Annotated in this window: 15 protein-coding genes; 14 read left to right on the top strand and 1 reads right to left on the bottom strand. The window is 66.9% G+C overall.

The genetic code is table 11. The features are described 5' to 3' along the window. Positions 1-55 precede the first annotated feature (55 nt). From ACT2FV_RS03220 to ACT2FV_RS03155, 14 genes are all read left to right on the top strand, one after another. The gene (locus tag ACT2FV_RS03220) at positions 56-385 is read left to right on the top strand and encodes a hypothetical protein (protein WP_069227181.1); all 330 of its coding nucleotides are present in this window, start codon (positions 56-58) and stop codon (positions 383-385) included. Between the two features lie 247 nt (positions 386-632). Continuing rightward, a complete protein-coding gene (locus tag ACT2FV_RS03215) occupies positions 633-965 on the top strand; it encodes a hypothetical protein (protein ID WP_059607188.1) in 333 nt (110 codons plus the stop codon). A 138-nt stretch (positions 966-1,103) separates the two neighbouring features. Further along, positions 1,104-2,693 (top strand): ABC transporter substrate-binding protein, encoded by a 1,590-nt coding sequence (locus ACT2FV_RS03210; protein WP_124623072.1) that lies wholly within the window; start codon positions 1,104-1,106, stop codon positions 2,691-2,693. Between the two features lie 79 nt (positions 2,694-2,772). Continuing rightward, positions 2,773-3,315 carry a class I SAM-dependent methyltransferase gene (locus ACT2FV_RS03205; RefSeq protein ID WP_444503182.1) on the top strand — a complete coding sequence of 181 codons (543 nt, stop codon included), beginning with the start codon at positions 2,773-2,775 and terminating at the stop codon, positions 3,313-3,315. A gap of 26 nt (positions 3,316-3,341) precedes the next feature. Further along, entirely contained in the window at positions 3,342-4,595 is a 1,254-nt protein-coding gene (locus ACT2FV_RS03200) for a hypothetical protein (RefSeq protein WP_444503181.1), read from the top strand. Positions 4,596-4,882: 287 nt separating this feature from the next. Then, entirely contained in the window at positions 4,883-5,770 is an 888-nt protein-coding gene (gene sapR, locus ACT2FV_RS03195; RefSeq protein ID WP_444503180.1) for a sap1 transcriptional regulator SapR, read from the top strand. 16 nt (positions 5,771-5,786) lie between these two features. Continuing rightward, on the top strand, positions 5,787-6,350 hold the full coding sequence (gene ddpX / locus ACT2FV_RS03190; RefSeq protein WP_059607182.1) for a D-alanyl-D-alanine dipeptidase: 564 nt from the start codon (positions 5,787-5,789) through the stop codon (positions 6,348-6,350). 70 nt (positions 6,351-6,420) lie between these two features. After that, positions 6,421-8,022 carry an ABC transporter substrate-binding protein gene (locus ACT2FV_RS03185; RefSeq protein ID WP_124904125.1) on the top strand — a complete coding sequence of 534 codons (1,602 nt, stop codon included), beginning with the start codon at positions 6,421-6,423 and terminating at the stop codon, positions 8,020-8,022. 10 nt (positions 8,023-8,032) lie between these two features. After that, positions 8,033-9,103 (top strand): ABC transporter permease, encoded by a 1,071-nt coding sequence (locus ACT2FV_RS03180; protein WP_124623079.1) that lies wholly within the window; start codon positions 8,033-8,035, stop codon positions 9,101-9,103. A 66-nt stretch (positions 9,104-9,169) separates the two neighbouring features. Beyond that, complete coding sequence (nikC, locus tag ACT2FV_RS03175; RefSeq protein WP_059607176.1) at positions 9,170-10,084, top strand: nickel transporter permease; 915 nt, start codon at positions 9,170-9,172, stop codon at positions 10,082-10,084. Between the two features lies 1 nt (position 10,085). Next, positions 10,086-11,000 (top strand): ABC transporter ATP-binding protein, encoded by a 915-nt coding sequence (locus tag ACT2FV_RS03170; RefSeq protein ID WP_059607174.1) that lies wholly within the window; start codon positions 10,086-10,088, stop codon positions 10,998-11,000. Then, on the top strand, positions 10,997-11,758 hold the full coding sequence (locus ACT2FV_RS03165; RefSeq protein ID WP_124623083.1) for an ABC transporter ATP-binding protein: 762 nt from the start codon (positions 10,997-10,999) through the stop codon (positions 11,756-11,758). Before ACT2FV_RS03170 ends, ACT2FV_RS03165 begins: the two co-directional genes overlap by 4 nt. A gap of 146 nt (positions 11,759-11,904) precedes the next feature. Then, positions 11,905-12,159 (top strand): GlsB/YeaQ/YmgE family stress response membrane protein, encoded by a 255-nt coding sequence (locus ACT2FV_RS03160; protein ID WP_057924918.1) that lies wholly within the window; start codon positions 11,905-11,907, stop codon positions 12,157-12,159. A 365-nt stretch (positions 12,160-12,524) separates the two neighbouring features. Continuing rightward, positions 12,525-12,860, top strand: coding sequence for a type 1 fimbrial protein (locus tag ACT2FV_RS03155; protein ID WP_124623085.1), 336 nt, complete (start codon positions 12,525-12,527; stop codon positions 12,858-12,860). 25 nt (positions 12,861-12,885) lie between these two features. Here the strand turns inward: ACT2FV_RS03155 and ACT2FV_RS03150 are convergent, their stop codons facing one another. Next, complete coding sequence (locus ACT2FV_RS03150) at positions 12,886-13,758, bottom strand: LysR substrate-binding domain-containing protein (protein ID WP_059607168.1); 873 nt, start codon at positions 13,756-13,758, stop codon at positions 12,886-12,888. Positions 13,759-13,864: the final 106 nt, after the last annotated feature.

Genomic DNA, 13,864 nt, shown 5'->3' with positions numbered 1-13,864 from the left:
CGTTTTTTCCACAAGCGCGCACGTCTCGTGACGCGCAACGACAGGAGAAAACGTCATGCGAGCCCTTACCCGCCATCTCGCGATCGCCGCCACCCTGATGTCGGTACTGACCGGCACCGCGTTCGCCGAAACGCCGTGGCAGCAAGCGCATCCGCGCCGCGAGGAGGTCAACCAGCGCCTCGCCAACCAGAATCGCCGGATCCGTCACGAAGTGAAGGAAGGCGAGATGTCGCACGCCCAGGCCGCGCGCCTGCACCGTGACGACCGAAAAATCCGCCAGGAAGAGCGGGACATGGCCGCGCAGGATCGCGGTCACATTACGCAGAGCGAAAAGCACGTGCTGAACCAGCAGGAAAACGCGGTCAGCCACAAGATCGGCCAGTAACGCCGGCAAGCGTCGATTCGCCATCGCTTGAAACGCCCGCTGCCGCCGTGCGGCAGCGGGTGCTTGTTGTTGTATCGAATCGTTTCAGCAGGCCGTTCGCGTCAAGTGCCGCGGGTATACTTCGACGTCAGCCGCCACCCGCATCGACCGTCGACAACGGCACGATTCCGGCGGTTTCGTCGCGAAGCTCCGCGTTTCGCGTACCCCGCGCCCCAGCCTCGACACGAGACACACGACGATCCCGATCATGAAACGATTCCTGCTGCTCCTTCCCGCCGCCCTGCTCGCCGCCTGCGGCTCGGCGCCCTCGTCCGATTCGGCCGCGTCCGGCTCGGCACCGATGATCTACGTGTCGTCCGCGCGCCCGGCCCACGCGATCGCCAACTGCCTCGACAGCCGCCTGTCCGGCACCGCGCAGTCGCAGCACAACGGCGTGACCGACATCACCGTCGGGTCGCGCTCGTATTTCGTCACGCTCACACCGTCGGGCAACGGGTCCGTCGTCAAGGTCGTGCGCGGCTCGGGCAGCGAGCCGGCCGAGGAAGCGATGCGCTTCGCGATCGCGCGCTGCGTGATCTGACCGCCACCGGCGCCGGGCGCTCCGCCCGGCCCGCAAGCCACGTCACCCGGGCGCCGTCATGCGCGTCCGTCGAATTTTTTCATCCGGGCCGCCGTCGATGAGAGAATCGCACCACGATTCCCTTTCCACGGAGCCCGCATGAAGCACCTGCTGTCCCGGCTGTTCGTCAGCGCCGCGCTCGCCGCGCTTGTTCCGGCGCTGCCGGCGCAGGCCGCGACGCCGCCCGGCATCTTCGTCGTCGCCACCCAGCTCGGCGAATTCACGACCCTCGATCCGAGCGAAATCTACGAGCTCGTGCCGTCCGAGTACGTCGCGAACACCTACGAACGGCTCGTGCGGGTCGACCTGAAGGACCCGACGCGCTTCGACGGACAGATCGCGCAATCCTGGTCGGTCGGCGCCGACGGCGTCACGTACACGTTCAAGCTGCGCCCCGGTCTCACGTTCCACTCCGGCAACCCGGTCACCGCCGACGACGTCGCGTGGTCGCTGCAGCGCACCATCCTGCTCGACAAGGGCCCGGCCGGCGTGCTCGCCGATCTCGGCCTCACGAAGGCGAACGTGATGCAGAAGGTGCGCGCGGTCGACCCGCAGACCTTCGTGCTCGAAACCGACCACAAGTACGCGCCGAGCTTCGTGCTCAACGTGCTGAGCGCGTGTCCGGCGTCGGTGCTCGACAAGAAGCTGCTGATGTCGCACCAGCAGGGCAGCGATTTCGGCAGCGCCTGGCTGAAGACCAACGACGCTGGCTCGGGCCCGTACCAGCTCGTCAAGTGGACGCCGAACGAAAGCATCGTGCTGCAGCGTTTCGACAAGTACCGCGCGCCGTACCCGATGAAACGCGTCGTGCTGCGCCACGTGCCCGAGGCATCCGCGCAGCGGTTGCTGCTGGAAAACGGCGACGTCGACGCCGCGCGCAACCTGAGCCCCGACAGCCTCGCCTCGCTGACCAAGGCCGGCAAGATCAAGGTCGCGTCGTGGCCGGTGTCCGCGCTGCTGTACCTGAGCCTGAATACGAAGAACCCGAATCTCGCGAAACCCGACGTGCAACAGGCAATGAAGTGGCTGGTCGACTACGACGGCATCCAGCGCAACATCGTCAGCACGACATACAAAGTGCACGAGACCTTCCTGCCCGAAGGCTTCCTCGGCACGCTGAATTCGAACCCGTACAAGCTCAACGTCGCGAAGGCGAAGGCGCTGCTCGCAAAGGCCGGCTTGCCGAACGGATTCGACGTGACGATGGACATGCCGAACGATTATCCGTACCTCGAGATCGCACAGGCACTCCAGGCGAACTTCGCGCAGGGCGGCATCCGCGTGAAGCTGATTCCGGGCGATGCGAAGCAGGCGATCGGCAAGTACCGCGCGCGCCAGCACGACATCTTCATCGGCGAATGGTCGCCGGATTACATGGACCCGAACAGCAACGCGCGCGGCTTCGCCTGGAATCCTGACAATTCCGACCAGTCGAAGACGAAGATGCTCGCATGGCGCAACAGCTGGGACATCCCGCAACTGACGAAGGACACCGAGGCCGCGCTCGTCGAGCCGTCGCCCGCGAAACGCGCGCAGCGTTACGAGGCTCTGCAGAAGGCCGTGCTCGCGAACTCGCCGTTCGTCATCATGTTCGAGAAGGTCGTGCAGGTCGCGACGCGCCCCGGCACGACCGGGCCGGAGATCGGGCCGATCAACGACCTCGTGTCGTACCGGACGCTGGCAAAATAAGGCCGGCTGCCCGCGCGGCCGGCGACGCCGGCGCGCGGGTGCATCCATCATCCAATATGCTTCGCTCGGGGACCACGCAATGCGCTCATTACAAGAACTGCGCCTGGAATTTCTCCAGTACAAGATCGAACCGATCGGCTGGCTCGGCGACAGCCCGTCGCGCTTCGACTTCTACACCCGCACTGCGGAAGGATGCGACAGCGTCGTCGAGCTAGGCGTATTCACCGGCCTGACCACGACGGCCTTCATGCTCGCGCAGCCGAAGCGGCTGGTGTCGGTCGACATCACCGATCAGTATTTCCACATCCAGGATGAGCTGAAGCACGCGGCGAATGAACTGGCGATCGACTTCGAATTCAGGATCGCCGACGATCTCTCGATGGAGCCGCTTGCATCCGACCTGCTGTTCATCGACACCACGCACACGTACGAGCAGACGCTCGCCGAACTGAACCGGTTCGGCCCGCTCGCGCGCAAGAAGATCGTGCTGCACGACATGAACACGTCGGGCGTCTACCAGGCCGTATTCCAATGGCTGTGGGACAACAAGCAGTTTCACATCACGTATCACGACAGCCGCGGCTGCGGCGCGGTCGTCTGCGAGCGTCACGTCGGCTATTGAGCCGCGCACGCGCGACGGGAGGCACCATGCATTCGAACGGGCACGCGGTCTGCGTGGCGATCAACGACAACAACCGCGCGTGGTACGAGATGCTCGTGCCGTTCCTGCTGTCGCTGCGGCACACGGGTTACGACGGACAGGTGGCCGTCATCGGCTACGGGCTGTCCGAGCACAAGCGGCGCATCCTGGAAAGCCAGTCGGTCGACGTGATCGAAGCGTCGAGCGCGCATGCGCTCCCGGTCGGCCGCTTCATCGAGGCCGCCGGCTATTGCGCGCGCAATCCGCACATCACGAAACTCGCGCTGTACGACGCGGACATCTGGTTCTGCGCGCCCTCCTTCGACCTGTTCTCCCGGATCGCCGACGATCGCCTGTATGCGTGCCCCGACCCGCTGTTCTGCACGTTCGTGGTCACGCCGCTGATCGGTGAGCGGCGCGACGCGCATTGGCGCCTCGTCGTCGACGAGGTGCAGACGCGTCACGGCGGTGCGCTGCAGGCCGGGCTCGTCGCCGGCACGGCCACCGCGTGGGCGCGCTTCGCGGCGCACCTGCGCGACTGCGTCGCCCGCATCGGCACCGACTTCCAGGAATGCTTCGGGATCGACACGACGTTCCTGCACCTGTGGGGCGCACGCGGCGAAACCGCGTTGCTCGACCCGGTCCAGAACTTCGTCAGCAAGAACGGCATTCACGAATCGTTCGACGCGCGCAACGGCACCACGACACTGCGCTATCAGGGCGAACCGATCCGCGCGCTGCACATGACCGGCGACATTCGCTTCCTCGACCGCTGGCGCTACTACGCGAACCACGTCGACGCCGCATTGCGCGACGGCGTGCCGTTCGCGCTGTCGGACGGCACGCCGTCGCCATCCGACACGGCTGCCGCCAGCATCGCCGCGACCGGATTCGTGCGTTCGGCCGGGCTGACCGTCACTTCCGCCGCGGTCGAGCGCAGCGCGGGCGCGTACCTGCAGGCGATCGACGAACCGGGCGGCACGATGCTCGTCGGCAGCGCGAACCACGAGATCGTGTTGACCGCGACCCGCGACATCGCGCGACTGAACGTGTACATCACGCATCCGTCCGGCACGCCGTCGCCGCTGCGATGCGAGGTGCTGATCGATGGACACGCGCAGCGCAAGGGCACCGAACTGATGACGCATTTCTGGTATCAGATCGCGGCCGGCACCGTCATCACGCTGCGCTCGACGAGCCTCGGCGGCCAGCAGTGCAATGCGATCTGGCGGCTGCGCGAGACGTCGGACATGCAGCAGTAGTCGATGGGCAACGTCGAACGCTCGCGTGCCCGGCTTCGAGCGCGCGGCATGTCGTCGAGGCGCCGCGCGGTGAAGCGCCCCGGCAAATTATCCCTGTCAGGCATGAACGCGAAATATGCGTGACAGGAACAATTTCTCCGTTGCCCATCGCGATCCTGTCGTTGGGCGTGTACGTCCGCCCCTATCATCCTCTGCCAAACGATAGTTTTTATTCGCTGGCGCCAATGATTTTGGCTTTGTTAGATAGATGTCAAAGAATCATCCAATGACAACGATCTAACAGCCCGATGACCTGTGCATTCGCCCATACCGTCGAATCCCGCTTTGCCGAGCTGACGCCGACCGCGAAGCGAATCGCGAGCTACATGCTCGCGAACCTCGATCGGCTCGGCCTCGAAACCGCCGACCAGATCGCGCAGCAGACCGGCACCAGCGGCATTTCGGTCGGGCGGTTCCTGCGCAGCGTCGGTTACCGGAATCTCGACGACCTGAAACGCGAACTGCGTGGCGACGGCGATCGTCCATGGATGATCACCGACCGCCTCGACGAGTACCGCCGCGCCGCCGCCACGCAAACGACCGTCGGCGAAGGCGACAGCGATCGCAGCAGCGGCACGCTCGCGTCGTCGCTCGACCGCGAGCTCGACGCGATCCGCCACGTGTACCGGCTCGCCGAAGAACCGGTGTTCGCGCAAGTCGCGGACCGGATCGCGCATGCCGATGCCGTATTCATCCTCGGCATCCAGTCGACCCGCGGCATCAGCAATGCGTTCAGCAGCTATCTCGAATACCTGCGCCCACGCGTGTTCTATTCCGACGGCCAGTCGGGCTCGTACGTCGATTCGCTGAATTCCGAGTTCGAACGCCCGTACTGCATCGTCACCGACACGCGCGCGTATTCGCGCAGCGCGCGCCGCTATTGTCAGGCCGCCGCCGAACGCGGCCAGCCGTTCGCGCTCGTCACCGATCTGTATTGCCCGTGGGCGCGCGAATGGCCGGCCGACCTGCTGCAGGTGAAGACCGACGTCGGCCAGTTCTGGGATTCGCTCGCGCCGCTCACCTGCCTGTTCAACCTGCTGATCACCGCCGTGGTCGACCGCCTCGGTCCCGCGGTCGACCGGCGCGTCGCGCGCAATCGCGAACTGCAGCGCACGTTCGACCAATTCGAATCCTGAGTCAACCGGACCGCCGATGAACCATCACCGTCTCGTCGAAATCACGCCCGCCACGCATCGCATCGAGATCGATCTCGTCTACGCGACCGAGCACAACCTGACCGGCAAGCCGATCTACCGCAACGCGCACTGTCTGCTGCTCGAGCCGGCCGAAGCCGCGCTGCGCCGCGCGGTCGACGTCGCCGCGCAGGCCGGCTTCACGCTGCGCATCTACGACGCGTACCGGCCGCCGGAGGCGCAGCAGGTGTTGTGGGATTTCCTGCCGGATCCGAACTTCGTCGCCGATCTCGGCCGCGGGTCGAACCACAGCCGCGGCACCGCGCTGGACCTGACGCTCGTCGGCGCGAACGGCGAGCCGCTCGACATGGGCACCGGATTCGACGAGATGGTGGCCGCGTCGGGCCACTTTCACGCGGGGTTGCCCGAGCACGTGCAACGCAACCGGCTGCTGCTGCTCGGCGTCATGCATGCGGCCGGCTTCGCGCATATCGACAGCGAGTGGTGGCACTACGAGCTGCCCGGTTCGCATGCGCTGCCGCAGATCGACAACGCGGCGAGCGGCCCGTGGCGCCTGATGTAACGATGCTGCACGCCCCCTTTTTCATGCAGGTTCACGTTCAACGACTCAAACGACAGATGGAGAAGCGCCCATGAAATTCCCGACCTCCCGGCTCGTCGCGGCGCTGGCCGCCGCGTCCCTGTTCGCCGCCGTTCCGCTTTCCACCGCCCATGCGGAAACGCCGAAGGACATGTTCGTGATGGCCACGCTGCTCGACGAATTCACGACGCTCGATCCGGGCGAAATCTACGAGCTGGTGCCTGAGGAGTACGTCGCGAACACGTACGACCGGCTCGTGCGCGTGGACCTGCGCGATCCGTCGAAATTCAACGGCGACGTCGCGCAGTCGTGGACGGTGAGCGCCGACGGCCTGACCTATACGTTCAAGCTGCGCTCGGGCCTCAAGTTCCACTCGGGCAACCCGCTGACGGCCGACGACGTCGCATGGTCGATCCAGCGCGCGGTGCTGCTCGACAAGGGACCGGCCGCGGTGCTGACCGGCATCGGGCTCACGAAGGCCAACGTCGTGGCGAACGTGAAGAAGCTGGACGACCAGACGGTGTCGATCACGACTGATCACAAATACGCGCCGACCTTCGTGCTCAACGTGCTCGGCTCGTGGCCCGCGTCGGTGCTCGACAAGAAATTGCTGCTGTCGCACCAGCAGGGCAACGACTTCGGCAACGCGTGGTTGAAGACCAACGAGGCCGGCTCCGGCGCGTACAAGCTCGTCAAGTGGTCGCCCAGCGACAGCATCGTGCTGCAACGCTTCGACGGCTACCGGCTGCCGCTCGCGATGAAGCGCATCGTGCTGCGCCACGTGCCCGAAGCGGCGAGCCAGCGACTGCTGCTGGAAAACGGCGACGTCGACGCGGCGCGCGACCTGAGCCCGGACGATCTCGCATCGGTCGTGAAGTCGGGCAAGGCGAAAGTCACGGCCTCGCCGCAGGCGACGCTGCTGTATCTCGGCCTGAACACGAAGAACCCGACGCTCGCGAAGCCCGACGTGCAGGAAGCGCTCAAGTGGCTGGTCGACTATGCGGGCCTCCAGGCCAACGTCGTGAAGACGACCTACAAGGTGCACCAGACCTTCCTGCCCGAAGGCTTCCTCGGCACGCTGAATTCGAACCCGTACAAGCTCGACGTCGCGAAGGCGAAGGCGCTGCTCGCGAAGGCCGGCGTGCCGAACGGCTTCTCGGTGACGATGGACGTGCGCAACGACTATCCGTACACGGAGATCGCGCAGGCCGTGCAGGCGAACTTCGCGCAGGCGGGCGTCAAGGTGCAGCTGATCCCAGGCGACAACAAGCAGACGCTCGCGAAATACCGCGCGCGCCAGCACGACATCTACATCGGCGAATGGTCGGCCGACTACATCGACCCGCACAGCAATGCGCAGGGTTTCGCATGGAACCCCGACAACTCCGACAAGTCGAGCTACAAGATGCTGGCCTGGCGCAACAGCTGGGACATTCCGCAACTGACGAAGGAAACCGACGCCGCGCTCGCCGAGCCGACCGCCGCGCAACGCGCGCAGCGGTACCAGGCGATGCAGAAGGAAATGCTCGCGCGCTCGCCGTTCGTGATCATGTTCGAGAAGGTCGCGCAGGTCGCGACGCGACCCGGCGTGAGCGGGCTCGAAGTCGGGCCGATCAACGACCTCGTGTCGTACCGTAACCTGAAGAAGCAATAAGGTTCGCCGCATGTCGACTCCCGCCTCCTCCCTCGAAGCACTGCGCACGCTGCCCGCGCGGCGCCCGGCCGTGCGCTGGGTGCTACGCGTGCTGCGCTGGGCGCTCACGCTCGCCGTCACGTTCACAGGGCTGCTCGCGCTGACGTTCGTGATCGGCCGCAAGGTGCCGATCGATCCCGTGCTCGCGATCCTCGGCGATCGCGCGTCGGCCGAGGCCTACGCGGCCGAGCGCATCGCGCTCGGCCTCGACAAGCCGCTCGTCACGCAGTTCCTGATCTACGCGCGCGACGTGCTGCACGGCAATCTCGGCATGTCGCTGCTGACGTCGAACCCGGTGCTCGACGACATCAGGCGCGTGTTCCCCGCCACGCTCGAACTCGCGACGATCGCGACGGTGATCGGCATCGCGATCGGCGTGCCGCTCGGCGTCGCGGCCGCGGTGAAGCACAACCGGCCGATCGACCACATCGCGCGCTTCGTTGGCCTGATCGGCAATTCGGTGCCGGTATTCTGGCTCGGGCTGATGGGGCTGCTGCTGTTCTATGCGCGGCTGCACTGGGTCGGCGGCCCCGGCCGGCTCGATCCGGTGTACGACGGGATGGTCGACCCGCGCACGGGCAGCCTGCTGATCGACTCGGCGCTCGCGGGCGAGTGGGACGTGTTCCGCAACGCGGTGTCGCACATCGCGCTGCCGGCCGCGATCCTCGGCTACTACTCGGTCGCGTACCTGAGCCGGATGACGCGCTCGTTCATGCTCGACCAGCTGAGCCAGGAATACATCGTCACCGCGCGCGCGAAGGGCTTGTCCGAGCGGCGCGTCATCTGGCGGCATGCGTTCGGCAACATCGCGGTGCCGCTGCTCACCGTGATCGCGCTCACGTACAGCAACCTGCTCGAAGGCTCGGTGCTGACCGAGATCGTGTTCGCGTGGCCGGGGCTCGGCTCGTACCTGACCGGCGCGCTCCTGAACGCCGACATGAATGCCGTGCTCGGCGCGACGCTCGTGATCGGCGTGATGTTCATCACCGTCAACCTGCTGACCGACGCGCTGTACCGTGTGTTCGATCCGCGTGCGCGCTGAGGGCCGCTTCGACATGACCGTTTCCATCCCGCTTCCTTCACCGACCATGCCGAAGGCCACCCGTCCATGAATGCCGAACCTCTCACGCTGCGCGCGTGGCTGCTTTCCGATGCGCCCGCGTCGCGCTCGCAGGCCGCGTTCGGCCTCGCCTACCGCCGCTGGCGCCGTTTCGCGGGCAATCCGCTCAACCTGTTCGGGCTCGCGATCCTGGTGACGCTGATCGTGGTCGCGATCGTCGGCCCGCTGATCATGCCGCACGATCCGCTGCGCCAAGTGCTGTCGGACCGGCTGCTGCCGCCCGGCTCCGCATCGCACTGGCTCGGCACCGACCAGCTCGGCCGCGACATCCTTTCGCGGATGATCGCGGGCTCTCGCCTCACGCTCGGCATCGCGATGCTCGTCGTCGTGATCGTCGTGCCGATCGGCCTCGCGATCGGCACGACGGCCGGCTATTGCGGCGGCTTCGTCGACAGCGTGCTGATGCGCATCACCGACATCGCGCTCGCGTTCCCGAAGATCGTGCTTGCGCTCGCATTCGCGGCCGCGCTCGGGCCCGGCGTGATCAACGCGGTCGTTGCGATCTCGATCACCGCGTGGCCCGCGTATGCGCGGCTCGCGCGCGCGGAGACGATCCGCATCGCGCAGGCCGACTACATCCACGCCGCGCGGCTGCAAGGCGCGTCGGGCCCGCGGATCCTGCTGCGCTACATCATGCCGCTGTGCATGTCGTCGGTGATCGTGCGCGCGACGCTCGACATGGCCGGCATCATCCTCACCGTCGCGGGCCTCGGCTTTCTCGGCCTCGGCGCGCAGCCGCCGAGCCCCGAGTGGGGCTTCATGGTCGCGTCGGGCCGCAACGTGCTGCTCGACGCGTGGTGGGTCGCGACGCTGCCCGGCATCGCCATCCTGCTCGTGAGCCTCGCATTCAACCTGCTCGGCGACGGGCTGCGCGACGTCTTCGATCCCCGCCATGGAGCATGACATGCCGATGAATTCCACCACCGCGCCCGCGCCGCTCTGCGAGATCGACGGCCTGAAAATCGGCTTTCGCGGGCACGACGGCGTCGTCACCGACGCGGTGCGCGACCTGTCGCTGACGCTCGCGCCCGGCGAACGGCTCGGCATCGTCGGCGAATCGGGCTCCGGCAAGTCGCTGACGGGCCGCGCGCTGCTCGGCCTGCTGCCCGAAGCCGCGCGCTGGTCGGCCCGCACGATGCGCTTCGCGGGCCAGGACCTGCTCGCGATGTCCGCGAGCGAACGCCGGCGCCTGTGCGGCAGCCAGATGGGGATGATCCTGCAGGATCCGAAGTATTCGCTGAACCCGGTGATGACCGTCGCGAAGCAGATGGGCGAAGCGTTCCGGCGGCACGAGCCGCGCCTGCGCGGCCGCGCGCTGCGCGAGCGGATCGTCGACGCGCTCGCGGCCGTGCAGATCCGCGACCCGGCGCGCGTCGCCGATGCGTATCCGCACGAGCTGTCGGGCGGCATGGGCCAGCGCGTGATGATCGCGATGATGGTGTCGACGGGCCCACGCCTGCTGATCGCCGACGAGCCGACCTCCGCGCTCGACGTCGCGGTGTCGATGCAGGTGCTCGCGGTGCTCGACGCGATGATCGCGCGGCACAACACGGGCCTGATGTTCGTCAGCCACGACCTGCCGCTCGTGATGTCGTTCTGCGATCGCGTCGCGGTGATGTATGCGGGGCGCGTGGTCGAAACCTGCGCCGCGCGCGACCTGCGCGATGCGACGCATCCCTACACGCGCGGGCTGCTCGCGGCGAACCCGCCGCTCGTGAACCCGCCCGACGAACTGCCGGTGCTGCGGCGCGATCCGGCGTGGCTCGACGCCGCTGCGCCCGCGCCGACCGCTCACATACCGCAGGAGGCCGCACGATGATCGACGTCGATCACGCATCGATCCGTTTCCCGACCCGCACGGGTCACGTCGACGCCGTGCGCGATGCCAGCTTCGCGGTACGCGACGGCGAGGTGTTCGGGCTCGTCGGCGAATCGGGCTCCGGCAAGTCGACGCTGCTGCGCGCGCTGACCGGCCTCGTGCCGCTCGCGGGCGGCAGCCTGTCGATCGACGGGCGGCCCGTCGGCGGCACGCCCGATCGCGCATTTCGCCGCCACGTGCAGATGGTGTTCCAGGATCCGTACGGGTCGCTGCATCCGCGCTTCACGGTGGACCAGACGCTGCGCGAGCCGCTGTCGATCCACGCAATCGACGACGCCGACGCGCGCATCGCCCGCGCGCTGTCCGAAGTCGGGCTCGGCCCGTCGTTCCGCTTCCGCTATCCGCACCAGCTGTCGGGCGGCCAGCGCCAGCGTGTCGCGATCGCGCGCGCGCTGATTGTCGAGCCGCGCGTGTTGCTGCTCGACGAGCCGACGTCCGCGCTCGACGTGTCGGTGCAGGCCGAAATCCTGAACCTGCTGCGCCGCCTGCATCGCGAACGCAAACTGACGATGATCCTCGTGAGCCACAACCTCGCGGTGATCGGCTTCCTGTGCCAGCGCGTCGCGGTGATGCAGCATGGCGAGATCGTCGAACAGCTGCGGATCGAGGACGTGCGCGCCGGACAGGTCGCACGCGACTACACGCGCACGCTGCTGCGCGCGACCGAAGGCTACCGCCGCCTCGATCCGGTCGCCTGACATGAGTGCGACGCGCGGGCGTGCGATACTCGGCACCCCGTGCGTCGGTGCGCCAATGCACCGGCACGCACGCCGAATGGAACCCTCGCGCGCCGCGCGGGTCCATTTCCTTTCGTCAACAGCTCAACAGCTATAGGGAGGCGTTCATGCTGCAATTCATCGAAACCCTGGTGGTCGGGCTCATCGTCGGCCTCCTCGCCCGTGCGCTCAAGCCCGGCGACGACAAAATGGGCATCCTGATGACCGTCGTGCTCGGCGTCGTCGGCTCGCTCGTCGCGGGCTACGTCGGCCGCGCTGCCGGCTGGTATGCGCCGGGCCAGGGCGCCGGCTGGATCGCGTCGATCATTGGCGCGATCGTGCTGCTCGTGATCGTCGGCGCGGTGCGCAAGCGCGCGGGCTGACCGCCGCATCGACCGCGTCGATGCGGAAACGGCCGCTCGTCACACGAGCGGCCGTTTTTCTTTCTGCACCCCGCAATTCGCACCCTCGTCGAATCGTTGAGTTCTCAACGATTCACCTGCAAAACCCCTGTCCGTTGGCCGGATTGCCGCGAGCTTACGCCATCGGCAATACCCTGACTTGCGGCCGCACAAATTTGAGATAAATTGATTGGAGGAATACGGCGTCATTTGCTCGTTGCCGTCATTTCCCGTTCTTTCATTCAAGAGGTCCAATGGAATTGCCGTTTACGCATACAGCATCGCAGCGTTGACGGACTGCCATTCGAGCGGCCCCGCTGCGACGCGCTTCCTCTCTGGAGCCTGTCATGAAGCATCGCCTGTTTGCCGCCTCGTTTGCCCTGGCTGCCTCGCTTCTGGCGTCGTCCTCGTCTTTTGCCGCCGGCGCGTCCGGCGTCGTCCACTTCACCGGCATGATCGTCGAGCCGCCGTGCTCGTTCGCACTCGACACGGCCGACGCCGCGCACGCGCACGTGCGCCCCGACTGCCCGCGCCCGGCGAGCGGGCAAGTCGCGTTCATCGACGCGGCCAGCCTGCGCACGATCAAGACCACGACCTTTACGCAGGCCTCGCGCGCAATCGTTTTACCTGACCGTGCGGGCAACGCGCATGCGCCGATGATCGCCGTCGTGACGTACCAGTAGCGCCTGCTGCAGGAGACGTCGCGCGTCAGTCGCGATGGCAGGCGATCCAGTCGCTGAACGCGCGGATCTTCTGCTGGCTGCCGATGCTCTCCGGATAGACGAAGAAATAGCGGGCGCCGGTCTCGAGCACGATGTCGAACGGCCGTTCGAGCCGGCGCGCGGCGACGTCGTCGTCGACGAGCGTCACATCGCCGATCGCGACGCCGAAGCCCTGCATCGCCGCATTCGTCGCGAGATCGAGCGTGTCGAAGGTCGGCCCGCGCTCCGCGTCGACGGCGCGTTCGCCCGCGTGATCGAGCCACGCGCGCCAGTCGCGGTGGTCGCGCGTCGGATGCAGCAGCGTATGGTGCGCGAGATCGCCGACCGCATCGAGCGGCACCGCCTGCCGCAGCTCGGGCGCGCACACCGGCGTCAAGCGCTCGTCGAACAGCGGCAGCGCGAACACGCCGGCGCCCGGCGACGTACCGTAGACGACCGCCGCATCGAACGGCTCGGTCGAGAAATCGACGATGTGCTGCCACGCGGTCGTGATCTGCACGTGGAGCTCGGGATGCTCGCCCTGGAAGCGCATGATGCGCGGCAGCATCCAGCGCATCACGCAAGTCGGCACCTTCAGCGCGAGATCGGTGCGCTGCCGCGTGAGCTTCATCGAGATGTCCTCGATCCGCGCGAAGCTCTCGTTGACCACCGGCAACAGTTGCTCGCCCTCCGCCGTCAGCGTGAGGCCCTTCGCGTGCCGCTTGAACAGCGGAAAGCCGTAATGCGCCTCGAGTGTCTGGATCTGCCGGCTTACCGCGCCCTGCGTGAGGCACAGCTGCTCGGCCGCGCGCGTGAAGCTGCGGTGGCGGGCCACCGTCGAGAAGATCTGCAGCGCGTGCAGGGGTGGAAGTCGGCGCATGACGAAGGGGTAGACGGATCGATCGCACCCAACGAAGGCGCGGCAAGACCGCGCGCCGACACCGGCGCGCGCTGATCGACACGATAAGCCAAACGCCGGCTTTACG

Origin of the sequence: Burkholderia sp. PR2, assembly GCF_052372875.1 — a bacterium.
Classification (GTDB): Bacteria; Pseudomonadota; Gammaproteobacteria; order Burkholderiales; family Burkholderiaceae; genus Burkholderia; species Burkholderia diffusa.
Note: the sequence above shows the minus strand (reverse complement) of the source record. Positions and strands in the feature narration are given on the sequence as shown.

What these genes read in the sequence shown, in the direction of transcription:
- ACT2FV_RS03220 (WP_069227181.1), top strand. Translation starts at nt 56, where the DNA reads ATGCGAGCCCTTACCCGCCATCTCGCGATCGCCGCCACCCTGATGTCG.
- ACT2FV_RS03215 (WP_059607188.1), top strand. Translation starts at nt 633, where the DNA reads ATGAAACGATTCCTGCTGCTCCTTCCCGCCGCCCTGCTCGCCGCCTGC.
- ACT2FV_RS03210 (WP_124623072.1), top strand. Translation starts at nt 1,104, where the DNA reads ATGAAGCACCTGCTGTCCCGGCTGTTCGTCAGCGCCGCGCTCGCCGCG.
- ACT2FV_RS03205 (WP_444503182.1), top strand. Translation starts at nt 2,773, where the DNA reads ATGCGCTCATTACAAGAACTGCGCCTGGAATTTCTCCAGTACAAGATC.
- ACT2FV_RS03200 (WP_444503181.1), top strand. Translation starts at nt 3,342, where the DNA reads ATGCATTCGAACGGGCACGCGGTCTGCGTGGCGATCAACGACAACAAC.
- sapR (WP_444503180.1), top strand. Translation starts at nt 4,883, where the DNA reads ATGACCTGTGCATTCGCCCATACCGTCGAATCCCGCTTTGCCGAGCTG.
- ddpX (WP_059607182.1), top strand. Translation starts at nt 5,787, where the DNA reads ATGAACCATCACCGTCTCGTCGAAATCACGCCCGCCACGCATCGCATC.
- ACT2FV_RS03185 (WP_124904125.1), top strand. Translation starts at nt 6,421, where the DNA reads ATGAAATTCCCGACCTCCCGGCTCGTCGCGGCGCTGGCCGCCGCGTCC.
- ACT2FV_RS03180 (WP_124623079.1), top strand. Translation starts at nt 8,033, where the DNA reads ATGTCGACTCCCGCCTCCTCCCTCGAAGCACTGCGCACGCTGCCCGCG.
- nikC (WP_059607176.1), top strand. Translation starts at nt 9,170, where the DNA reads ATGAATGCCGAACCTCTCACGCTGCGCGCGTGGCTGCTTTCCGATGCG.
- ACT2FV_RS03170 (WP_059607174.1), top strand. Translation starts at nt 10,086, where the DNA reads ATGCCGATGAATTCCACCACCGCGCCCGCGCCGCTCTGCGAGATCGAC.
- ACT2FV_RS03165 (WP_124623083.1), top strand. Translation starts at nt 10,997, where the DNA reads ATGATCGACGTCGATCACGCATCGATCCGTTTCCCGACCCGCACGGGT.
- ACT2FV_RS03160 (WP_057924918.1), top strand. Translation starts at nt 11,905, where the DNA reads ATGCTGCAATTCATCGAAACCCTGGTGGTCGGGCTCATCGTCGGCCTC.
- ACT2FV_RS03155 (WP_124623085.1), top strand. Translation starts at nt 12,525, where the DNA reads ATGAAGCATCGCCTGTTTGCCGCCTCGTTTGCCCTGGCTGCCTCGCTT.
- ACT2FV_RS03150 (WP_059607168.1), bottom strand. Translation starts at nt 13,758, where the DNA reads ATGCGCCGACTTCCACCCCTGCACGCGCTGCAGATCTTCTCGACGGTG.